The 20509-nt window shown below is 64.3% G+C and carries 19 protein-coding genes; 9 read left to right on the forward strand and 10 right to left on the reverse strand.

From position 1 onward, the window contains the following. Positions 1-359 precede the first annotated feature (359 nt). On the forward strand, positions 360-1673 hold the full coding sequence (locus AC1D1F_RS23990) for an OmpA family protein (protein WP_477700867.1): 1314 nt from the start codon (positions 360-362) through the stop codon (positions 1671-1673). Positions 1674-1705: 32 nt separating this feature from the next. Here the strand turns inward: AC1D1F_RS23990 and AC1D1F_RS23995 are convergent, their stop codons facing one another. Beyond that, positions 1706-2884, reverse strand: a complete 1179-nt coding sequence (locus tag AC1D1F_RS23995) for an acyltransferase family protein (RefSeq protein ID WP_477697313.1) — start codon at positions 2882-2884, stop codon at positions 1706-1708. 207 nt (positions 2885-3091) lie between these two features. Here AC1D1F_RS23995 and AC1D1F_RS24000 point away from each other — a divergent pair, with 207 nt between their 5' ends. Next, a complete protein-coding gene (locus AC1D1F_RS24000) occupies positions 3092-3511 on the forward strand; it encodes a hypothetical protein (protein ID WP_477677115.1) in 420 nt (139 codons plus the stop codon). A 27-nt stretch (positions 3512-3538) separates the two neighbouring features. On the opposite strand, the gene AC1D1F_RS24005 is transcribed toward AC1D1F_RS24000, so the two are convergent. Both AC1D1F_RS24005 and AC1D1F_RS24010 read right to left on the reverse strand, forming a co-directional pair. Further along, positions 3539-4912 carry an MATE family efflux transporter gene (locus AC1D1F_RS24005; RefSeq protein WP_477677116.1) on the reverse strand — a complete coding sequence of 458 codons (1374 nt, stop codon included), beginning with the start codon at positions 4910-4912 and terminating at the stop codon, positions 3539-3541. After that, the gene (locus AC1D1F_RS24010; protein WP_477677117.1) at positions 4909-5508 is read right to left on the reverse strand and encodes a DUF2239 family protein; all 600 of its coding nucleotides are present in this window, start codon (positions 5506-5508) and stop codon (positions 4909-4911) included. The genes AC1D1F_RS24005 and AC1D1F_RS24010 overlap by 4 nt, the downstream gene beginning before the upstream one ends. A 266-nt stretch (positions 5509-5774) precedes the next feature. Here AC1D1F_RS24010 and AC1D1F_RS24015 point away from each other — a divergent pair, with 266 nt between their 5' ends. From AC1D1F_RS24015 to AC1D1F_RS24035, 5 genes are all read left to right on the forward strand, one after another. Next, on the forward strand, positions 5775-6851 hold the full coding sequence (locus AC1D1F_RS24015) for a methionine ABC transporter ATP-binding protein (RefSeq protein ID WP_477677118.1): 1077 nt from the start codon (positions 5775-5777) through the stop codon (positions 6849-6851). After that, positions 6841-7506, forward strand: coding sequence for a methionine ABC transporter permease (locus AC1D1F_RS24020; protein WP_477651679.1), 666 nt, complete (start codon positions 6841-6843; stop codon positions 7504-7506). The genes AC1D1F_RS24015 and AC1D1F_RS24020 overlap by 11 nt, the downstream gene beginning before the upstream one ends. A gap of 193 nt (positions 7507-7699) precedes the next feature. Beyond that, complete coding sequence (locus tag AC1D1F_RS24025) at positions 7700-8494, forward strand: MetQ/NlpA family ABC transporter substrate-binding protein (protein WP_477677119.1); 795 nt, start codon at positions 7700-7702, stop codon at positions 8492-8494. Positions 8495-8517: 23 nt separating this feature from the next. Beyond that, on the forward strand, positions 8518-9657 hold the full coding sequence (locus AC1D1F_RS24030) for a sigma-54 interaction domain-containing protein (RefSeq protein ID WP_477697314.1): 1140 nt from the start codon (positions 8518-8520) through the stop codon (positions 9655-9657). A 209-nt stretch (positions 9658-9866) separates the two neighbouring features. Beyond that, positions 9867-10820, forward strand: coding sequence for a TauD/TfdA dioxygenase family protein (locus AC1D1F_RS24035; RefSeq protein ID WP_477677121.1), 954 nt, complete (start codon positions 9867-9869; stop codon positions 10818-10820). A gap of 88 nt (positions 10821-10908) precedes the next feature. Here AC1D1F_RS24035 and AC1D1F_RS24040 read toward each other — a convergent pair whose 3' ends face one another. The 5 genes from AC1D1F_RS24040 to AC1D1F_RS24060 form a co-directional block, all read right to left on the reverse strand. Further along, positions 10909-12261, reverse strand: a complete 1353-nt coding sequence (locus tag AC1D1F_RS24040; RefSeq protein ID WP_477700868.1) for an LLM class flavin-dependent oxidoreductase — start codon at positions 12259-12261, stop codon at positions 10909-10911. Between the two features lie 27 nt (positions 12262-12288). Next, entirely contained in the window at positions 12289-13140 is an 852-nt protein-coding gene (locus AC1D1F_RS24045; RefSeq protein ID WP_477677123.1) for an ABC transporter permease, read from the reverse strand. Then, positions 13133-13987: an ABC transporter ATP-binding protein gene (locus AC1D1F_RS24050; RefSeq protein ID WP_477677124.1), complete on the reverse strand. Its 855-nt coding sequence runs from the start codon at positions 13985-13987 to the stop codon at positions 13133-13135. The genes AC1D1F_RS24045 and AC1D1F_RS24050 overlap by 8 nt, the downstream gene beginning before the upstream one ends. Beyond that, positions 13984-15003 carry an ABC transporter substrate-binding protein gene (locus tag AC1D1F_RS24055; protein ID WP_477697490.1) on the reverse strand — a complete coding sequence of 340 codons (1020 nt, stop codon included), beginning with the start codon at positions 15001-15003 and terminating at the stop codon, positions 13984-13986. The genes AC1D1F_RS24050 and AC1D1F_RS24055 overlap by 4 nt, the downstream gene beginning before the upstream one ends. Positions 15004-15188: 185 nt before the next feature. After that, positions 15189-16103, reverse strand: a complete 915-nt coding sequence (locus tag AC1D1F_RS24060; RefSeq protein ID WP_477677126.1) for a YihY/virulence factor BrkB family protein — start codon at positions 16101-16103, stop codon at positions 15189-15191. A gap of 272 nt (positions 16104-16375) precedes the next feature. On the opposite strand from AC1D1F_RS24060, the gene AC1D1F_RS24065 reads away from it, so the two are divergent. After that, the gene (locus AC1D1F_RS24065) at positions 16376-16924 is read left to right on the forward strand and encodes an NADPH-dependent FMN reductase (protein ID WP_477651688.1); all 549 of its coding nucleotides are present in this window, start codon (positions 16376-16378) and stop codon (positions 16922-16924) included. Positions 16925-17075: 151 nt separating this feature from the next. On the opposite strand, the gene AC1D1F_RS24070 is transcribed toward AC1D1F_RS24065, so the two are convergent. Together AC1D1F_RS24070 and AC1D1F_RS24075 are read right to left on the reverse strand one after the other, a co-directional pair. Continuing rightward, the gene (locus AC1D1F_RS24070) at positions 17076-17951 is read right to left on the reverse strand and encodes a TauD/TfdA dioxygenase family protein (RefSeq protein ID WP_477700869.1); all 876 of its coding nucleotides are present in this window, start codon (positions 17949-17951) and stop codon (positions 17076-17078) included. Between the two features lie 188 nt (positions 17952-18139). After that, the gene (locus tag AC1D1F_RS24075; RefSeq protein ID WP_477678990.1) at positions 18140-18793 is read right to left on the reverse strand and encodes an FMN-dependent NADH-azoreductase; all 654 of its coding nucleotides are present in this window, start codon (positions 18791-18793) and stop codon (positions 18140-18142) included. 209 nt (positions 18794-19002) lie between these two features. On the opposite strand from AC1D1F_RS24075, the gene AC1D1F_RS24080 reads away from it, so the two are divergent. Further along, positions 19003-19908, forward strand: coding sequence for a LysR substrate-binding domain-containing protein (locus tag AC1D1F_RS24080; RefSeq protein ID WP_477678989.1), 906 nt, complete (start codon positions 19003-19005; stop codon positions 19906-19908). The last annotated feature ends 601 nt before the right edge of the window (positions 19909-20509 follow it).

Here is a 20509-nt window from a genome sequence, read left to right on the forward strand (position 1 = left end):
CGATTGCGAAGCGTGACTCTCCACCCCAGCACCCTAAACATACAAGCGAAGCGCAGCGTAGCGAGTTTAGCGAGACCCCGCCGTAGTCGAGCACCGCAGGTTGCCCGTAGCGAAGCGTAGGGACCCAGACTGCGGGTCGCCTTTTCTTTTGCTTACTTTTCTTTTGGCGAAGCAAAAGAAAAGTGAGTAGCCGCCGGGCTACCCCCGGCCAACTACCCTCAGCAGAGAGAGCAGTAGCGCAAAGGCCGGAGCAAGACTCGGCCAGCGCCTCAGCAAAGGCCAATTGACAGAAAACACCACCGTACAGCACATTACACAGTGACATAACAACCACAACATAGCGCCTAAGGAGGGCTCCCATGAAACACCAAGGACTTGCAACGCTATGCGTTGCCGCAGCTATCAGCATCACGCTCGCAGCCTGCGGCAAGAAGGAGGCGGCCCCCCAGCCTGCTGCTGCTCCAGCCCCCGTGACCGCACCGGCCCCAGCCCCCGCACCTGCGGCAAGCCCCGCATCCGCCATGTCTTCCGCACCTGTGGCCGCAACGCCCGCGGCATCAACCGACCCGGACAACCCCACACCCTTGCCGGCAAAAGAGATCAAAGGCACCGGCATCAAGCAGAAGCTGACCTACTACTACGCGCTGAACGCGGGCGCCGGCACCGTCAAACTCACGGCGACCGCCAAGAATTCACCGAGCGGCGCGACGCAGGCATTGGCGTTTGGGCTGTATGACCTCAAGGCCAACAAGCTTTGCTCCGAATCACACGGAAACATCAATGCCGACAAGACCATCGTGATCAATTGCCAGGTCGAAAAAGCCCAGCCGCTGATCCTGCGGCTGGACCTTAGCGAAGAGACCATTGACTATGCGATCGCGCTGGAAGGCCCGGTTGAGTTGCCGCCGCCCCAGGCTGCCGGCGCCGCCAAGCCTGTCGCGGGCGCGGGCTCCACCGACATCGACGAACCGACCCGCCTCAAGGGCAACCGCATCAAAGGCGAGGGAATCAAAAAGGCGGTGTCCTATTACTACGCCTTCAATGCCGGGCCGGGCGAGCTGGTCGTGACGGGCGACGGCAAAAACACCTCGGCCGCCGTGAGCAATGCCTTGACGCTGGGCTTGTACACCCTGCGCTCGGAACGGCTGTGTGAGCTGTCTCTGGGCAACACCACCCTGGACAAGCGCGGCGTGATGAACTGCAAGGTCGACAAACGCCAGCCGGTGATTTTGCGGCTGGACCTGTCGGCGGAGACGGTGGACTTTCGCGCCAAATTCGACGGCCCTCACGACTTCGATGAATTCACGCCGCCCAAGGTGGTGACCATCGCGCTGGATTCCGCGGTGCTGTTCGACACCGGCAAGGCGGCGCTCAAGCCGGAGGCTCGGCAGACGCTGCATGAGGCGGCCGATCGCGTGAAGAAGTTCGCGGATGCGGCGGTGATGGTGTCCGGCCATACCGACAACGTCGGCAATGAGGCCAGCAACCAGGCGCTGTCAGACAAACGGGCCGCCGCGGTGAAGGACTATTTTGTGTCGCAGGAAGGCGTGCCGGCGGCGGGCCTGGCGGTGAAGGGCTATGGCAAGTCGCAGCCCGTGGCCGACAACGCCACCGAAGAGGGGCGGGCCCGCAACCGGCGCGTGGACGTGGTGATCACGCCCAAAGGAAAGTAGGCAAATAAGACATTAACCATGCAGGCCCGGCTTCATGCCAATTTGCCGGGCGTGTTTTGCGGGGGCGGCGGGCGGGCGCGCAAGGGCAGCAGCAGCGCCGCCAGGTGCCGCTGGCGGCGCACAAGCTCCAGCAGGATCAGGGGCAGCACCACCCCGGCCGCAAGGCTTGCCGCGCCGACAAGCATCTCGTTGTGGCCGACATGGGACAGCATCAGGAAGATTCTTCCCTGGGTGACGTAATGGAACAGCAGGATGAACAGGCTGCCTGATCCTATGTAGCCCAGCGGCCGCCGGAACGCCGCATGCGGCTGCAGCAACGACGAGGCGCACAGGACAAGGTAAATGCCCAGCGCCGCCTGTGCCGTGGAGATCAGGGGGTTGCCGTAGGCCCTGAGGCCCAGGTCCATGGGCACGTCAAAAAAGCAGTGCAGCGCCGCGAACGCGACGGCCGATACCAGAAACCCGATGGCGCTGAAACGCAGGGCCGCCACCCGCTTTGCGAGCAGGAACCCGGACAGCATGAAGGCCGAACTGATGAAGGCCAGGTCCAGGCTCCACGGCAGTCCCGGCACACGGTCCAGGCCCATGAAGGACAGCTTCGTCGTCCCGGTTTGCCAGAACCTGTCGATGAACACGATGCCCGTTGCCAGCAGGCCTGCAGTGATCAGCCAGAGCCAGGTCGCGCGGTTCCTGTCCAAGGCCAGGGTCGCGCGCAGGATGGCCAGGGACAGCAGCGACGCCACAAAAAGATCCGGCAAAAACCACAGCGGTGTCCACGCGATGGTGGGCGCGCTGGCATAAAGTACACCGGAAAAATAGACCAGCGGGGTTGTGGCGGCGAGTGGCATCAGGCGCGGGAGCAGCATCTCCGCCATGCCCAGCAGCACCAGGACGACGAAGTAGGGCTTGAGAATGGCATCGGCGCGGGACAGCGCAAACTTCCCCCACTGCACTGAGTCTTTCAGGAAAATGCCCGAGAGAAAAAAGAACAGTGGCAGGTGAAAGGAATAAATCACCCGGAAGAGTTCGCCTCTTTCGTGCAGCACGATCGGGTTGTGCCCGAGCACGACCAGGATGATGCCAAGGCCCCTGGCGATGTCGATGGTGGCGTTGCGGCGGGTCATGCGTGTGATCGGGTCGTCGATGCGGCGCGAGCGGCTGGCACCCGGCTGCGGCAACGAGAGAGGGAAGAAATCCCTGGTCGCATCCATGGTAGCAAGGCTTCAGGATGAGCCTGTGTGAGTCTGTGACAAAGAGCACAGGATGTGCTTGGCGAAATCCCACTTCAAATTTCCATCTACGGACAATTGCCCGAAATCCCTGCCGGGAAATGGAATATGGTCCGGCATTCGGCGATCCCCGGAAGCCCTTCAACCCCGATCCGCCGCAAGCCCAGCCGTCCACCAGAGGAGACCACCATGGCATTTGTGATCAAGCCCATTGCCCGGGATGTTTTTGATTCGTTCTGGACACCCGATGTGAAACGCGATATCCGCAAGTTCGTCCATTCCAGGAACGACACGTCCAGCGAGCTCCAGCACCAGACCTGGGCGATTGATGAAGGCGTCAAGGCCTGCCTGCTGCCTGTTTCCCTGGCCGGCAAGCCGGATGCCGCCTGGTGCTATGCCTTTGTGATGAAAGGCGAGTTTGCCGTGGTGCGGCAGGAAAGCTATTGCGTCTATTCTTTCGTCGGCATATCGCCGGGCCTGAGGAACAAGCTCGACGCCGTGAAGCGCCTGATCGCGGAGGCGCTGCGGGTGGGCGGGGAGTTCCTGGACGGCAGGGCCGGCGACGACGGGCTGTTCGCCGTGCCGGATGCGCAGTTCATGCGCTCCTGAGGGAGCGGCCCGCCGGCCTCCATTTCTTTACACCAGCCTACGTATCGATTGTTTCTTCCAGACCAGGCGGTAATACGCCGTCTGCAGGCACAGCATCGCGACAAAGGTGACGGGGTAGGCGATCCAGATGCCGTTGACGCCGATGCGGTGGCTCATGACCCAGGCCACGGGCACCTCGACCAGCGCGATGCAGAAAATCGAAATGCCCATGGGCACCCACACCGTGCCGCTGGCGCGCATGACGCCCGAGACCACGCCCTGCATGCCGAAGACCACGCTGCTCCACAGCATGATGTGCAGCAGGGTTTGCGACAGCTCGATCACCGGCTCGCTGGTGATGAAAAGGCCCATCAGGTGGCGCGAGAAAAGATAGCCCAGCAAGACCAGTACGCCGGTCAGCGCCAGGTTCATCTGCAGGCCCGTGCGGGTGATGGTGCCCAGCCTGTCGGTGCGGCCCGCACCTATCGCCTGCGCCCCGAGGATGGAGGCGGTGATGGCGATCGAAATGGCCGGGAACTGCACATAGGCCACCACCTGGTTCACCGCGCCGTAGGCCGCCGTGGCGTTGGAGCCGTAGCCGTTGACCAGCGAGAGCAGCGCGATCTCGGCGAGCGAGATGACGACCAGCTGCACGCCGGTGGGCACGCCGACCCTCAGCACGGTCTTGAGGATGGCGGGGTTCACGCGCAGGTGGCGCCTGAACTCGGCATCGGGCGCCAACGGGCTGTTGATGGCGTGCAGGCGCCGGGCCAGCCAGCCGGTGGCGATGAGGAAGGACAGGATGGTGGCCACCGCGCTGCTGGCGACGCCCAGCTTCGGCAGGCCGCCCCAGCCCAGGATGAGCGCGGGCGTCACGACCAGGGCGCAGGCGGTGGAAATGCACAGCGTGTAGAGTGAGCTCACCGTGTCGCCCACGCCGCGCAGCATGGAGGTCGACAGCAGGAAAACGAACAGCCCCGGCATGGCGATCAGCATGATGCGGGCATAGAGTGTGGCATCGGCCAGGATGTCGGGCGGTGTTCCCAGGGCCTTGAGCAGCGGCGCGGTGAAGGCGCCGCCAAAGACGGCGATGGCCAGGCCGAAGCTCGCGCCCACCGCCAGCGTGGTGCCGGCCACGGCCTTGACTTTGCCGGTGTCGCGCGCGCCCCAGGCCTGGCCGATCAGCACCGAGGCGCCTGCGCCCAGCCCGATGGTGAAGGCAATGAAGAAAAACATGATGGGGAAAAAGCTGGTCACGGCCGCCAGCGCCCCGACGCCGATCATCTGGCCGATGTAGATGTTGTTGATCGTGCCCGAGAGCGATTGCAGGATGTTGCTGAGCAGCATGGGGCCGAGAAAGGCCGCGAAGGTTTTCCACATCGGCATGCCGTCGGTCAGCATTTTTGGGGCGGGCGGCTTCATTCGGCGCTCCAGCCGCCGGCGGCCAGTTTGGCCAGTTGCAGGCGCAGGTCTTCGGGCCAGGGCGCGACCAGGTTTTCAAACTTCGGCCTGTCGCCGGCGAACAGCGCGCGGCTGGCTTCTTCAAAGCCGGGCAGGTCGCCTGCCATCTCGCTCATGAAACGGTAGGCGTTCTCGCGCGAGGCGCGCACGCTGACGCGGCCTTCGTTGGCCTTGCGCGATTCGTCGACCAGGCGGCGCAGGGTGACCGAGGCGCCGCCGGGCTGGCTGCCCAGCCATTCCCAGTGGCGGGGCAGCAGCGTGACTTCACGCGCCACGACACCGAGCTTGGGCCGGCCGACCGGCCGCGCGACAGAGGCTTCCGTTGCGGGTGCTTCCGCAGCGGCCGTGGGCGAGTGTGCGGCCTCAGCTTCGGGCCGCAGGTCCAGGTCTATGCGTTCGCCGGTGGCGTCGTTGAACACGCGGACCAGCGTGTCTTCGGTGAGGGGCAGTTTGCGCAGCGCGCTGACGACCTGTGCGCGGTCACCGGCAGCGACATGCCGGAAGCCTGCGAAGGCGACCAGGCGCGGGGAGGGTTCGGGGGAGGACTGGGATGGCATTGGAATGGCTCGGTAAACAGTCAAAAGGAAATAAAGGAGGGATGGTTTCATCCGGGTGAATTAATTCTATAACACCCGGGTATAAGAAAGCTGGATTTACTTTAAATCCGGGTGTAATTATTTGTATAGTCTGAATTCATCTAATTAATCTATTTAATATTCTTTTGAGTTTGAGCTTCAAGCTTCTACATTCGCTGTCTGTTCACAAAAAGGGCTGACGTGCTTCCACAAGAAGCGCGACGGCGACAAAGGCTTAGCGGGATTTCATGATCGAACTCAAAGGTATTTTTCAGACCTACAAGGGCTCCACGGGCCCGGTCGAAGCGCTCAGGGGCGTCGACCTCCACATCCAGCCGGGCGAGGTCTACGGCATCATCGGCCGCAGCGGCGCCGGCAAAAGCTCATTGGTGCGGGTCATCAACCTGCTGAACCGGCCTTCCGCCGGCCAGGTGCTGGTCGGCGGCCGCGAACTGACGGCCCTCAACGGCGATGCTTTGCGCGTGGCGCGCCGAGACATCGGCATCGTCTTCCAGCATTTCAACCTGCTCTCGTCGCGCACGGTCTACGGCAACGTGGCCCTGCCGCTCGAAATCGCCGGGCTGCCGGCCGCAGAGATCAAGGCCCGTGTCGAGCCCTTGCTGGACCTCGTCGGCCTGAGCACCCTTGCGGACCGTTACCCGGCGCAGATCAGCGGCGGGCAAAAGCAGCGCGTGGGCATTGCGCGCGCGCTGGCGAACCGGCCCAAGGTGCTGCTGTCGGACGAGGCGACCTCGGCGCTGGACCCGGAAACGACACGTTCCATCCTGGGCCTGCTGCGGCAGATCAACCAGGAATTCGGCCTGACCATCGTGCTGATCACCCACCAGATGCAGGTGATCAAGCAGGTGGCCGATCGCGTCGCGGTGATAGACGCCGGCCGCATCGTCGAAAGCGGGCCGGTGATCGACGTCTTCACGCGCCCGCAGCATGAAACCACGCGCAGCCTGATCGCCGAGATCGTGCCGCAGGACCTGCCGGACAGCGTGCTGGTGCGCATACGCACGCTGATGAGCGCCGAGCATCCCGAAGAAGGCCAGCTGCTGCGCCTGGCGTTTGCCGGTGATGAATCGGACCGGCCGCTGCTGTCGGACGTGATACGCCGCTTCGGCATCGACCTGTCCATCGTGCACGGCCAGGTCGACGAGATCCAGGGCAAGCCTTTTGGCTCGCTCGCGGTGTTCGCGCGCGGTGCGCGGGCGCAGCTCAATGCGGCGGTTGCGCACCTGCGCGGTGCCGGGGTGCATGTCGACGAAGTCGGCGCGGATTTGTCCGCATTGCCTGGAGGTCTGGCTCATGTTCAGTAATTTTTCGCAAGCCCTGCTGGAATTGTTTGTCAGCTCGCTCTGGGAAACCATCGTCATGGTCGGCATCTCGGGCCTGGTCGGCGCGCTGATCGGCATTCCGCTGGGCGTGTTTTTGCGGCTCACCGACGAGGGCGGCGTGCTGCGCAACGCCGGCGCCAACCGCGTGGTGGGCGGCCTGGTGAACGCCGTGCGTTCCACGCCTTTCATCATCCTGCTGGTGGCCATCATTCCGCTCACGCGTTTTCTGACGGGTTCATCCATAGGCACGGCGGCCGCCGTGGTGCCGCTCACCATCGCGGCCGCGCCCTTTGTCGCGCGGCTGGTAGAGGCTTCGCTGCGCGAGGTGGACCACGGGCTTATCGAGGCGGCCCAGGCCATGGGCGCGACCACGCGGCAAATCGTGCTCAAGGTGCTGCTGCCTGAAGCGCTACCCGGCATCGTCGCGGGCCTGACCATCACCTTTGTGAGCCTGACGGGCTACTCGGCCATGGCCGGCGCGATTGGCGGCGGCGGGCTGGGCGACCTGGGCATCCGCTACGGCTACCAGCGCTTTTTGCCCGAAGTCATGCTGGCCGTGGTGCTGGTGCTGATCCTGTTCGTGCAGGCGGTGCAAAGCCTGGGCGACTGGGCTGTGCGCAGGCTGAGCCATAAATGAGCGGGGCCTTCATCTCCTATCAACAGCGATGTTGACTCCCTGAGTTTCTCCCTCCCCCACTGGGGGAGGGCAGGGGTGGGGGCCGGTCGGCGGTCGAAAGGCTGCCTGGCTTGCAAAGGCCGCCGGCCCTCACCCCAATCCTCTCCCAGGGGGAGAGGGAGCAAGATTTTTATTCATCCAAAAAGGAAACACCATGAACAAACGCACCCTCATCCAGTCCGCCGTCGCACTCGCGCTGGCCGCATCCTTGCCCGCCGCCGTGCTCGCGCAGGACAAGCCTTTGAAGATCGGCGTCACCGCCGGCCCGCACGCGCAGATTTTTGAGCAGGTCAAGAAGATCGCCGAAAAAGACGGCCTGAAAATCCAGGTCGTCGAGTTCAGCGACTACATCCAGCCCAACGCCGCGCTGGCCGCCGGCGACCTGGATGCCAACAGCTACCAGCACAAGCCCTTCCTGGACCAGCAGGTCAAGGACCGCGGCTACAAGATCGTCAACGTGGGCTATACCGTCAACTTCCCGATCGGCCTGTACTCCAAGAAGGTCAAAAGCCTGGCCGAGCTGAAGGAAGGCGCGCGCTTCGGCATCCCGAACGACCCAACCAACGGCGGCCGCGTGCTGCTGGTGCTGCAGGACAAGGGCCTGATCAAGCTCAAGCCCGAAGCCGGACTCAAGGCCACGCCGCTGGACGTGATCGAGAACCCCAAGAAGCTCAAGTTCGTGGAGCTTGACGCCGCCCAGTTGCCGCGCTCGCTTGACGACCTGGACGCCTCGGCCGTCAACACCAACTACGCGCTGTCGGCCGGCCTGAACCCCAAGGACGCGATCGCGCAGGAAGCCGCCAAGTCGCCTTACGTCAACCTGTTGGCCGTGCGTGAGCAGGACAAGGACAAGCCCTGGGTCGCCAAGCTCGTGAAGGCCTACCACTCGGAAGAGATCCGCAAGTTCGTGCAGGCCGAGTTCAAGGGCGCCGTGCTGGCCGGCTTCTAAACCGCGCACAAAGCACGCCGCGCATGTCGCACCTGCTGACGCTTCCCGACGCCGGCGCCTTGTCCATACGCGCCAAGGCGCTGGTGTTCGAGGACCCGGGCTCGGTGGCCCTGCTGGAGCGCGTGGAACAGGTCGCGCCCACCGACGCCACCGTGCTGGTGATCGGCGAGACCGGTACCGGCAAGGAATTGCTGGCGCGCCGCGTGCACCAGGGCAGCGGGCGGCGCGGGCCCTTCCTCGCGGTGAACTGCGGCGCCTTCAGCGAAGCGTTGATCGATGCCGAGCTGTTCGGCCATGAAAGCGGCGCCTTCACCGGCGCATCGCAGGCACGCGCGGGCTGGTTTGAATCGGCCAACGGCGGCACGCTGTTTCTCGACGAGATCGGCGATTTGCCGCTGGCCCTGCAGGTCAAGCTCCTGCGCGTGCTGCAGGAGCGCCAGGTGGTGCGCCTGGGCTCGCGCAAGCCCATCGCGCTGGATGTGCGCCTGATCGCAGCCACCAACGTCGACCTGCGCAACGCGGTGGCCGCCGGCCATTTCCGTGCCGACCTTTATTACCGCATCAGCGTGGCCACGCTGGAGCTGCGGCCCCTGTATGAACGCCCCGGCGACATCCTGCCGCTGGCGCGCCATTTCCTGGCCAACTATTCAGCGCGCCTGGGCATCACCGGCGCCAGCCTGGCGCCCGACGCCGAGCAGGCCTTGCTCGCGCACGACTGGCCGGGCAATATCCGCGAGCTTGAAAACGTCGTGCATTACGCCTTGATCGTGGCGCCAGGCAGCAGGCTGACGGCGGTGGACTTGCAGGTGAACCAGCGGTCAGTGGCATGCGTGTCGCGCGGGGGGAGGGCGCTGCCGGCCGCGCCGGCCGTGGAGGCGGTGCCGGCTACGGATGCCGCAGCGGCTCCGGCCCCTGAAACCGACCTGCTGCGCGAGGTCTTGCTGCAGCGCCTGCAGGCGGCCCAGCCCGGCCTGTTCAACCAGGTCGAGGAAACCCTGGTCAAAGCCGCGTATGAATTTTGCGCCGGCAACCAGGTCCATACCGCGCGCCGGCTGGGCTTGTCGCGCAATGCACTGCGGACCCTGCTCAAACGCCACGGCCTGCTCGATGCCGGCCATGAGCTTCCCGAGCCCGAGCCGGTCGAACCGGCGGACGCCGACTGATCCACTGCACGGCGGCGGCTCTTGCTGCTGCATTTCACCCAGCGCCGTGAGCCCTGTGTTGCCTGGCAAGCGGGCACTGTCCGGATTGCAGCAGGCCTGGCCTCCCTGCGCCTGAAAAACACCGCTTTCAGGCGTCTTTTGCTGGCATGACTTCTGCCTCTTCTGCTTTTTCAACTCAGGCCGGCGACGGCCACATGCAAAGGCAGCCCATGACCCAACTTCATTCCTCCCAATCCGTCCTTGATATCGCGCTCGTCGCCGGCCGCATAGGCGCGGAAGTGCGCGGCCTGCGGCTGTCGGCCGAGATTTCCGGCGATACCGTGGTGGCGCTCAACCAGGCGCTGCTCAAGCACAAGGTGCTGTTCCTGCGGGGCCAGCAGCACCTGGACGATGCCGCGCAGGAGGCCTTTGCCCAGCGGCTGGGCGACCCGGTGCCGCACCCGACGGTACCGTCGCGCCAGGGAAGCGGCTACATCCTGGAACTCGATTCGGCGCACGGCGGCCGCGCCAACTCCTGGCATACCGACGTGACCTTCGCGGTCGCGCCGCCGAAAATTTCGGTGCTGCGCGGCGTGGTAATCCCGCCCTGGGGCGGCGATACCGTCTGGGCCAATACCGCCGCGGCCTATCAGGGCCTGCCGCCCGCCTTGCGCGAGCTGGCCGACAAGCTGTGGGCCGTGCACGGCAACGATTACGACTACGCCGCGCAGCGCACGGAGAAGGACATCTCGGATGAAGGGGCCAGGCATTACCGCGAGGTGTTTACCCGCACCCTGCATGAGGCCGAACACCCGGTGGTGCGCGTGCACCCTGAAACCCGCGAGCGCGCGCTGGTGCTGGGGCACTTCGTGAAGAAGTTGGTGGGCTATTCCAGCAGCGACTCGCAACACCTGCTGTCGGTGCTGCAGGAGCACATCATTCGCCTGGAGAACACCGTGCGCTGGCGCTGGACGCAGGGTGACGTCGTGATCTGGGACAACCGCGCCACCCAGCACTACGCCATCAACGACTACGGCGACCAGCACCGCGTGGTGCGCCGCGTGACCTTGGCGGGCGATGTGCCGGTCAGTGTGGACGGCCGGCGCTCGACGGTGCATGCCAAGGCGGGGCAGCCCGGCACTGCAGGCAAGAGTTCCGCGGCGCCGGTGGCTGTCGCGGCTTGAACCTTGCCTGAAGCAGGGTTAAAAAAAGGCCTGCGGTACGAAACCGCAGGCCTTGAAAATCCCACCCAGGGGACACGATGTCTACGGGCTAGGCGACCTTGCGCGCCTTGACGGTGAACTGGTTGGCCGGGCGGTCCAGGCCCAGGTTCTCGCGCAGGGTGCTGCCTTCGTATTCGGTGCGGAAGAGGCCGCGCCGCTGCAGCTCGGGAATCACCAGTTCGACGAAGTCGTTGAGCGATTCGGGCAGCACCGGCGGCATCACGTTGAAGCCGTCGGCCGCGCCGTTTTCAAACCACTCCTGCATCTTGTCGGCAATGGTCTGCGGCGTGCCCACCACCACCCAGTGGCCGCGCGCGCCGGCCAGGTATTCGTAGAGCTGGCGCACGGTGAGCTTGTCGCGCCGGGCCAGCTCCAGCACCACGTGGGCGCGGCTGTTCTGCCCCGGCGGTGGCTCGGGAATGTAGGGCGGCGGCGCGTCCAGGTCCCACTTCGACAAATCTTCTCCCGGCCAGAAGGTATGCAGCGTGTTCAGGCCGACGGCGGGATGGATCAGCTTTTGCAGCTCGGCCCACTTGGCGTCGGCTTCTTCCTGCGTGCGGCCGACCACCGGGGAGATGCCCGGCAGCACCAGCAATTGCTCTGGCCGGCGGCCGTATTTCGCCAGCCGGTTTTTTACGTCGCGGTAGAAGGCCTGGGCTTCGGCCAGGCTGGTCCAGGCGGTGAAGATGGCTTCGGCCGAGGCGGCGGCCAGTTCCCTGCCGGGCTCGGAAGACCCGGCCTGCACGATCACGGGGTAGCCCTGCGGCGGGCGCTCCAGGTTCAGCGGGCCGCTGACCTTGAAGTACTTGCCTGAATGGTTGATGGCATGCACCTTGGCCGGGTCGAAGTACTTGCCCGACACCGGGTCGCGAAAGAAGGCATCGTCTTCAAAACTGTCCCACAGGCCCTTGACCACGTCGATGAACTCATGCGCCTGCTCATAACGCACGGCGGGCTCGGGGTGCTTGTCCAGGCCGAAGTTGCCGTACACGTTGTCGGCGCCGGTGGTCACCACGTTCCAGGCGGCGCGGCCCTTGCTGAGGTGGTCCAGCGAAGAAAACTTGCGCGCCAGCAGGAAAGGGTCTTCATAGGTGGTGGAGGCCGTGGCGACGAAGCCGACGTGCTTGGTGACGGCCGACAGGGCGGCCCACAAGGTCACCGGCTCGAAGTAGGACACCCGGCCCTGGCGGCTGAAGGCCTCGTCGTCGCCGTGAAAGGCCATGCCCGGGCTGTCGGCCACAAAGACCTGGTCGAAGAGGCCGCGCTCGGCGATTTTCGCCACCTCGATGTAGTGGTCGATGTTGACACCCGAGTCCACCTGCGAGCCGGGGTGCCGCCAGGCGGCGATGTGGTGGCCGGTGGCCATGATGAAAGCGCCCAGGCGCAGTTTGCGTTGAGTCATGAGAATGTCTTTCTGTCGATCAGGGAATTAGTTGCGGGCCTGGACTGGTTTCCATGCCGTGAAGTGGCTCTCGAGTTTTTCCAGCACGAAGTTCAGGGTGACGCCGATGGCGGTGATGGCGATGATCCCGAAGTACATGTCGGCGATCAGGAAGCTGAACTGGGCGTAGATGATCAGGTAGCCGAGCCCGGCCTTGGCGCCCACCATCTCGGCCGCGATCAGCACCAGCATGGCGGAAGCGGCGGCCAGGCGTATGCCCACGAAGATGGTCGGGACCGATGCCGGCAGGATCACCTTCAGGAACAGCTGGCGCGAGGACGCGCCCATGGTGCGCGCCGATTTCACCAGCAGCGGGTCGACCTGGCGCACCGCCGAGATGGTGTTGAGCAGCAGCGGCCAGGCGCAGGCGTAGACCACGATGGAGAGTTTGGACACCTCGCCAATGCCCAGCAGCAGCAGGAACACCGGCAGCAAGGCCAGCGGCGCGGTGTTGCGCAGCAGCTCGATCAGCGGGTTCAGGGCATTGCCCAGGCGCTGGTACCAACCGATGGCCAGCCCCAGCGGGATGGCGAAGACGATGGCCAGCAGCAGGCCGCCCAGCGAACGCGCCAGGCTGATGGAGGTGTGTTCCCACAGCTGGCCGTTGAGCGCCAGCGCCCAGCCGGCGGCCAGCACCTCGCTGAGCGGCGGCAAAAAGGTCGGGTCGGTCAGGCCGAGGCGGGGCGCGAGTTCCCAGAGCAGGGCCAGCGCCACGATCAGGCCGGAGCGCCAGGTGGCATTGGCGAGCTGGCGGTAAAACCGCAGCCACACCGGCGGCGTTTGCAGGTGCAGCGCTTGTTGCGCGGTGTGGCTTCCCGCGTTCAGGGCAATATCAGACATGGGCGGTTTCTTTCTTTTGGGCTTGTGAGGCAATGCGCGCGCGGCGCTCCTGGCGTGCAGAGGCGACCTCGTCATGCAACTGCGACCAGATCTCGTGGCGCAGTTCACCGAAGAGCGGCAGCGAGCGCACGTCGTCGGTGCCGGCGCGCAGGGATTCGGGGATGTCCACGATGCGTTTGATGCGGCCGGGGCGCGTCGTCATGATGGCCACGCGCTGGCCCAGCACCACTGCTTCGTCGATGCCGTGGGTGATGAACACAATGGTCTTGCCGGTGCGCTGCCAGATCTCCACGAGTTCTTCCTGCAGCGTTTCACGCGTCTGCGCGTCGAGCGCGGCAAACGGCTCGTCCATCAGCAGCACCTGCGGCTCGTAAGCCAGGCTGCGCGCGATGGCCACGCGCTGCTTCATGCCGCCCGAGAGCTCATGCGGAAAGCGGTTGGCAAAGTCGGTCAGGCCGACCAGCGCCAGGTAGTGCGCGGCCTTTTCGCGCCGGGTGCGCTTGCCCACGCCGGCCACCTCGAGCCCAAAGGCTACGTTGTCCAGGGCCGTGAGCCAGGGGAAGAGGGCGTACTGCTGGAACACCACACCGCGGTTGCGCGCCGGGCCGGTCACGGGCCGGCCGTCGATCAGCACGCGGCCGCTGGTGGGCAGCGCCAGGCCGGCCAGCAGGTCCAGCAGCGTCGATTTGCCGCAGCCGCTGGGCCCCACCAGCACCAGGAATTCGCCGGGCTTCACGTCCAGCGTGACGTCATGCACCGCGACAAAGCGCTTTGCGGCGCCGCCGTCGTCCGCGCGCACGGTGAACTCCTTGCTGACGTTCTCGAAACGGATCTTGGCGGCGCTCATTTGGCGGACGCCAGTTTGTCGGCGTTGGTGAAGTAGGGGTTGAAGGCGTTGGTGTAGAGGGCCGCGGGCTTGACCTGGCCGGGCTTGAGCAGCCCGTCTTTCACCAGCCAGTTGATCCAGATCTGCAGCTCGGCATCTTTGATCACGCCGCCGGTTCCGGCCACGCCGGTGCTTTTCCAGTACTGGATGCTGTCGGCGCTTTCGGCGCGCTTGCGGGCTTCAATGATCTTGACGAAGCGCGCCCGCACGTCGGCGGTCGGCGTGTTGCGCGCCCACTCGATGGAACGCGCCAGCGCCGACACCAGGTGGCGGCTGGTGTTGGGGTTCTGCGCGATGAACTTGTCGTGCAGCACGATGCTGCCCGCGGTGAAGTTGCCGTACAGGGCGCGGTCGGTGAACAGCGGGCGTATGCCGCCGCGCTCCAGCGCCTTGTCGCGCAGGACACCGCCCAGCGTGGTGACTTCAACATGGCCCTGGCGCAGCGCCTGTTCGCCGGTGACCGGCGGCGTCACCACCAGCGTGACCTGCTTGGCCTCTGCGTCGGTGAGCTTGGCGCGGTCCAGGTATTCGCGCACCATGAACTCGTGATGCGCCCCCAGCGTGTTGACCGCGATCTTCTTGCCGATCAGGTCGCGAGCGGACTTGATCGGGCTGTCTTCCTTGACGTAGTAGCCAGTCCAGGTGTTTTCGTCCACACCGTAGTAACCCAGCACCGCCTTGATCGGCGCTTTTTTGGCCAACAGCTTGACGACCGCGCCGTTGAAGGCGCCGCCCAGGTCGACGTCGCCGGTGACCACGCTCTGGATATCTTGCGGGCCGCTGATGGTGTTGCCCACCCATTTGGCCTTGAGCGGCGCCAGGTAGCCGAGGTCCTCGGCCAGTTCTATCCAGGTGACCTGTCCGACCCAGCCCTGGTAGCGGATTTCAGTTTTCTCCAGCGGTGGTGCGGCATGGACCTGGGGGGCGAGCAAACCGAACGATAAGGCTACAAGGCCGAGGAAGCGGTTGATATTCATGGCGTGAGGAGTGAGTGGTTGACGCGCTCAACATCGCAGCATCCATGCCAGCGATTTGGGGAGAATTTCGGGGTATTTGGCGGGTTTGAATGGCCTGGCTGTTGGGTCTTCAACACTTGCCTGGTGATCGACCGACAGTGCCTGCCCGGTTCGGTGCAGGCGGAGTTCCAAGGACGATTTCGGTTTTAGGAAGCTCGGTTTTGTTCTTTGGCCGGTGATGCTTCCGCCGCGGCCTGCATCGCCTTTTTATCTTCGGCCAGAGAGCCGTGGTCGTGCGCATACACCCAGGTGAATTCGGCCCCCAGCAAAAAGATCTGCGCCGAGTAATACACCCACAGCAGCAACACTACCAGCGAGCCGGCCGCGGCGTAGGAGGAGGTCACGCTGCTCTTGCCGATGTAGAGGCCGATAAGCGCCTTGCCGATCTCAAACAGCACGGCCGTGACGGCGGCGCCTACCCAGACGTCGCGCCAGCCGACAGCGGCCTGCGGCATGAGCTTGAAGATCATGGCGAACAGCACCACGGCCACACCCAGGGATACGACGCTGTTGAGGAGTTGCAGCAGCGCCTGCGCGCCGGGGAAGAGTCCCGTCATCCAGCCGCCGAGCGCAGCAAGGCCCGCGCTGATGACCAGTGACACCGCCAGCAGGAAACCCAGGCCGAGGATGAAACCGAGCGACAGCAGGCGCGCGCGCAGGGTGCGCCAGATGCCTTTGGTTTTCTGCGCGGGCGGCACATCCCAGACGCGGTCCAGCGCGCTTTGCAGTTCGGCGAACACGGTGGTCGCGCCGACCACCAGCACCACGAGGCTGATGGCCGTGGCCAGCAGGCCCTTGGCCGGTTTGTCGGCGCTTTCGATCAGCGCCTGTATGCCCAGCGCGCCGTCGCGGCCTATCAGGCCGGAGAGCTGGCCCACGATCTCGCCTTGCACCGCTTCGCGGCCCCAGACAAAACCGGCCACGGCAATCACGATCAGCAGCAGCGGCGCGATGGAAAACACCGTGTAGTAGGAAATCGCCGCGCCCATGCTGGGGGCGTAATCGTCCAGCCAGGCCGTGACCGACTTTTTCCCCAACTCGTAAAAATGTTTGAGCTGCACCTTGCCGCCTTGCCTTGCTGCCGGATGGGTGGCTTTCTCGCGGCCGCAAGCCCTTTCGCCATGAGTATTCCCAAGGCCCGGCCGCGGCGCCGTCGGCCCGCAGTCCGGGCGGCTGTAGGCGAGAGGCGATTTTGGGCCTATGTCCGACGCCCCCACAAGGTGTTTCACCTGCGCGCGAGCCTGGACAGGCGCTGCTTCGCATAATGGTCCGGCGCAAACCGATTCCCCATCGCGCCCCCGCGATGGTCCTTCACTTTTTAATGGAGAAGCCCATGGCCCAATACAAGATCGCCGTCGTCGTCGGCAGCATTCGCAAGGATTCGTTCAACAAAAAGCTCGCGAGGGCGCTGGAGAAATTATTCCCCGCGGACTTCAGCTTCACCCACGTGCGAATCGACGACCTGCCTCCCTACAACCAGGACGATGACGGCAATCCGGCGGCCGAGGTTACCCGGCTCAAGGGCGAGATCAAGGCCGCGCAAGGCCTGCTGTTCGTCACGCCCGAGTACAACCGCTCGATTCCCGGCGTGCTGAAGAACGCGATCGACCATGCCTCCCGGCCTTACGGCCAAAGCGCCTGGGATGGCAAGCCGGCCGGCGTGATAGGCGCGTCGGTCGGCGCCATCGGCACTGCGCTGTCGCAGCAGCACCTGCGCAACATCCTGGCCTACCTGAATGTGCCCACGCTCGGCCAGCCTGAAGCCTTTATCCACAACAAGGAGGGGCTTTATGAGGCTGACGGTAGCCTCAGTGAGGGGAGCCGGAAGTTTTTGCAGGGATGGGTGGATGCTTATGTTGTTTGGGTTAAGAAGCATGCCTGAATGGTTTGGCCGGTCTTGCTCTGGCCTTTGCGCTTTCCTCTGAGGTTGCTGGCCGGGGGTAGCCCGGCAGCTACTCACTTTTCTTTTGCTTCGCCAAAAGAAAAGTAAGCAAAAGAAAAGGCGACCCGCAGTCTGGGTCCCCTGCGCTTCGCTACGGGGCAACCTGCGGTGCTCGAGCCAAGCGGGGTCCGGCTAAACTCGCTTCGCTCAGACAACGCCGGCCCTGATCCGCTTGTCTCTGCGCTCCTCGGCCCAGCCAGCGTGAGGTGTGCTCGAACAGTTCGCTCAGCAGCGCGGTGCTTTCGTCCTCGGGTATGTCGAGGATGCGGGTGGTGAAATGTTCGCTGACGAACAGCGCCTTGCGGCCGTTCTCGGGGTGGGTGCGGACCACCGGGTGGACCACCGGCTTGACCTCTTCAACCTGTTCCTGCGTGAGCTTGGGGCGCCAGGGGTTGCGGCTGCGCAGTTCTTCGTATTTGGCGAGGTAGGTGTGTTCGGCGCGCAGGCCCTCAACGGCGGTCTTGAGGGCGGCGGGCAGGGTGTCCCAGGCGGTGTGCTGGTTGGCGAACAGGGTGTCGCCGCCTTCGGCGGGCAGTTCCTGCGCATGCAGCAGCGAGCCCAGGCTGGGTTTGTCTTTGTACGAAAGGTCGGAGTGCCAGAAATGGCCGGCGTCGCCCAGGCCTATGGGCTCGCCGTTTTCCTTGATGTTGGAGACGATCAGGATTTCCGGGTGGTTCTGCAGCTGGAAGTTTTTCAGCACGTGGATTTGCAGCGGGCCGAAGCGGCGGCTGAAATCGACGTGCTGCTGCGGCGTGATGCGCTGGTCGCGGAACACCAGTACGTGGTGGTCCAGGTGGGCGCGGTGGATGCGGCTGAAGTCGGCGGGGCTGAGCGGTTTCGAGAGATCCAGGCCCAGCACTTCGGCGCCCAGCGGGGCATCAAACGGCCGGATCTCGATGGAGGAGGGGGTGTGCTGTGTTGTTGCGGCCGCATTTGCGCGGTCGTCCGGAGCCAAAGTCGCTGACATCTTCACCTTTCTTGTTCATGCCTGTGCCCGTGAGCGGGGACAAGCGCTGAGTGTAGGGACACGCCGGCCTAAAGTGAACTACTTGTTCGTCATTAAATAATTACCGGGCGGATGTGGTGCACGCATTTGGGAGAGCCATGAAAAAAGCCCGCATATGCGGGCTTTGTTTGGTGCGCGATGCACCAGGCTCAGGCGGCCAGGGCGGATTTTTCCTGGTTTGCCGCGGGCGCTTGCGTGTGCGTCACGATTTCAATCTGCGCTGCGGACAGCGCGGCGGCCTTGGCGGCTTCGCCCATGGCCAGGCCTTCGGCGCGCACAAAACGCACGTCGGTGATGCCGAAGAAACCGAACACCACTTTCAGGTAGCTCTCCTGGTGTTCCAGGGCCGTCATGGCTTCGCTGGTCGAATACACGCCGCCGCGGGCCGAGGCCACGATCACGGTCTTGCCGCCGGCCAGGCCGACAGGGCCTTTTTCGGTGTACTTGAAGGTGCGGCCGACTTGCGCGATGCGGTCGATCCAGGCCTTGAGCTGGCTGGGAATCGCGAAGTTGTACAGCGGTGCACCCACCACGATCACGTCGGCCGCCAGGAACTGGCTCACCAGCGCTTCGGACACGGCGTTTTCGCGCTTCTGCACGTCGCTAAAGGCGGTGTCGGCAGGCATGCGGAAACCTAGCGATTCGGCCGAGAGGTGGGGCGGCGTGTCGGCGGCCAGGTCCAGATAGCTGACTTCGGTGCCGGGGTGGCCGGCGCGCCAGGAGGCCACGATTTGCGCGGTGAGCTGGCGGGAAACCGAGTTGCCGCCCAGGATGCTGGAGTCGATGTGGAGAAGCTTGCTCATGATGGGATTCCTTGATGAAAGAGTTGTTGAATCAGGTTTTCAGGCCGTATTCACCTTGAATCGCAGCCATGGATAGATTGTGCGGATGAGTCGATTGATTGATAAGTCGGTAAAATTGCGATAGATTGTTCTACCTGCAGGACAATGGTTGCCATCAAGGGCAATAACTCAGCCCATTCAGGCAGGTATCCACGGAAGGACGGCACCCCATGCAAGACCTCAACGACATGCTGTATTTCGCCGAAGTGGTGGAGCGGGGCGGCTTTGCCGCGGCCGGCCGCGCGCTGGGCCTGCCCAAATCCCGGCTGTCGCGCCGTGTGGCCGAGCTGGAGTCAAGGTTGGGCGTGCGGCTTTTGCAGCGCACCACGCGCAAGCTGTCGCTCACGGAAGTCGGCGAAATTTATTTGCGCCATTGCAGCACCATGCGCGACGAAGCGTTGGCCGCCTCCGAAGCCGTGGCGCAAATGCAGGTCGAGCCGCGCGGCACCCTGCGCATCACCTGCCCGGTGACGCTGGCGCAGGGCTCGGTGGGCTACCTGGTGCCGCGCTATATGGAGCTGTACCCACAGGTACGCATCGACATGCGCGTGACCAACCGCGTCATCGACCTGGTGGAGGAGGGCATAGACATCGCGCTGCGCGTGCGCCCAACACTGGAAGACAGCGGCAGCCTGGTGATCAAGAACCTGGGCTCCGGCGGCGGCCACCTGCTGGCCAGCCCGACCCTGCTGCAGCGCCAGGGCCGGCCCGAGAAACCCGAAGACCTGCTCAAGCTCGACACCGTGTCCATGTCCTGGGCCGACGGGCGCTCGTCCTGGCGGCTGTTGGGCCCCGGCGGAAAGGAGTTCGTGCTGCATCACCAGCCGCGCTACGTCGCTGACGACCTGCAGACCTTGAAGCTCGCGGTGCTGGCCGGCACCGGCATGACTTTTTTACCCGACTCCATGAGCGCGGCCGAGCGGCAGGCCCAGTTGCTGGTGCCCGTGCTGCCGGACTGGGCGCTTCCCGCCGGCGTGGCGCATGCGGTATTTACTTCACGGCGTGGGCAGGTGCCGGCGGTTAGGAGTTTTCTGGATTTTTTGGGGGAGAGGATGAGAGGGGATTCTTTGGTTTGAGGTTTTGGCCTCAAAGGCCAGTTAGCTAGTGGTTGTTCGGCGTTTGTGGTTTTGCTGAGATTTGCTGGCCGGGGGTAGCCCGGCGGCTACTCACTTTTCTTTTGCTTCGCCAAAAGAAAAGTAAGCAAAAGAAAAGGCGACCCTGGTTGCTGCGTCCCTCCGCTTCGCTGCGGGCAACCTGCGGTGCTCGGTTCAGGCGGGGTCTCGCTAAACTCGCCTTCGGCTCARACAACGCGATCCCTGATCCGCCTGAACCTCCGCTCCTCGGCGCATCCACAAGGGTAGGGGAGGAATACCAAATCCAAATACCGAAAACCACAAGGACTCGCCTAGGCGAGTCCTTGTTTTTCTTGGTTTGATTCTTTGTATGTTGTCTCCGCTCCCGATCCCGATTGCCCCGTCCTGGCTGGGCCGAGGAGCGCAGAGACAAGCGGATCAGGGCCGGCGTTGTCTGAGGTTCTATATTTGTTGTCAAACAGTTTTCGGCAGCAGCTTGGCCGGATCCCAGGGCTGACCCGTCTTCCAGACGGCAAACGCCACCCGCAACAGCTTTCGCCCGAGGATGACGAATGCCTCCGTTGTGGCAAAGCCCTTGGCACGC

Source organism: Polaromonas sp. P1_H6, from assembly GCF_056405195.1.

Coding starts and splice junctions, on each gene's coding strand:
- AC1D1F_RS23990 (WP_477700867.1), top strand. CDS start 360: ATGAAACACCAAGGACTTGCAACGCTATGCGTTGCCGCAGCTATCAGC.
- AC1D1F_RS23995 (WP_477697313.1), bottom strand. CDS start 2,884: ATGGATGCGACCAGGGATTTCTTCCCTCTCTCGTTGCCGCAGCCGGGT.
- AC1D1F_RS24000 (WP_477677115.1), top strand. CDS start 3,092: ATGGCATTTGTGATCAAGCCCATTGCCCGGGATGTTTTTGATTCGTTC.
- AC1D1F_RS24005 (WP_477677116.1), bottom strand. CDS start 4,912: ATGAAGCCGCCCGCCCCAAAAATGCTGACCGACGGCATGCCGATGTGG.
- AC1D1F_RS24010 (WP_477677117.1), bottom strand. CDS start 5,508: ATGCCATCCCAGTCCTCCCCCGAACCCTCCCCGCGCCTGGTCGCCTTC.
- AC1D1F_RS24015 (WP_477677118.1), top strand. CDS start 5,775: ATGATCGAACTCAAAGGTATTTTTCAGACCTACAAGGGCTCCACGGGC.
- AC1D1F_RS24020 (WP_477651679.1), top strand. CDS start 6,841: ATGTTCAGTAATTTTTCGCAAGCCCTGCTGGAATTGTTTGTCAGCTCG.
- AC1D1F_RS24025 (WP_477677119.1), top strand. CDS start 7,700: ATGAACAAACGCACCCTCATCCAGTCCGCCGTCGCACTCGCGCTGGCC.
- AC1D1F_RS24030 (WP_477697314.1), top strand. CDS start 8,518: ATGTCGCACCTGCTGACGCTTCCCGACGCCGGCGCCTTGTCCATACGC.
- AC1D1F_RS24035 (WP_477677121.1), top strand. CDS start 9,867: ATGACCCAACTTCATTCCTCCCAATCCGTCCTTGATATCGCGCTCGTC.
- AC1D1F_RS24040 (WP_477700868.1), bottom strand. CDS start 12,261: ATGACTCAACGCAAACTGCGCCTGGGCGCTTTCATCATGGCCACCGGC.
- AC1D1F_RS24045 (WP_477677123.1), bottom strand. CDS start 13,140: ATGTCTGATATTGCCCTGAACGCGGGAAGCCACACCGCGCAACAAGCG.
- AC1D1F_RS24050 (WP_477677124.1), bottom strand. CDS start 13,987: ATGAGCGCCGCCAAGATCCGTTTCGAGAACGTCAGCAAGGAGTTCACC.
- AC1D1F_RS24055 (WP_477697490.1), bottom strand. CDS start 15,003: ATGAATATCAACCGCTTCCTCGGCCTTGTAGCCTTATCGTTCGGTTTG.
- AC1D1F_RS24065 (WP_477651688.1), top strand. CDS start 16,376: ATGGCCCAATACAAGATCGCCGTCGTCGTCGGCAGCATTCGCAAGGAT.
- AC1D1F_RS24070 (WP_477700869.1), bottom strand. CDS start 17,951: ATGTCAGCGACTTTGGCTCCGGACGACCGCGCAAATGCGGCCGCAACA.
- AC1D1F_RS24075 (WP_477678990.1), bottom strand. CDS start 18,793: ATGAGCAAGCTTCTCCACATCGACTCCAGCATCCTGGGCGGCAACTCG.
- AC1D1F_RS24080 (WP_477678989.1), top strand. CDS start 19,003: ATGCAAGACCTCAACGACATGCTGTATTTCGCCGAAGTGGTGGAGCGG.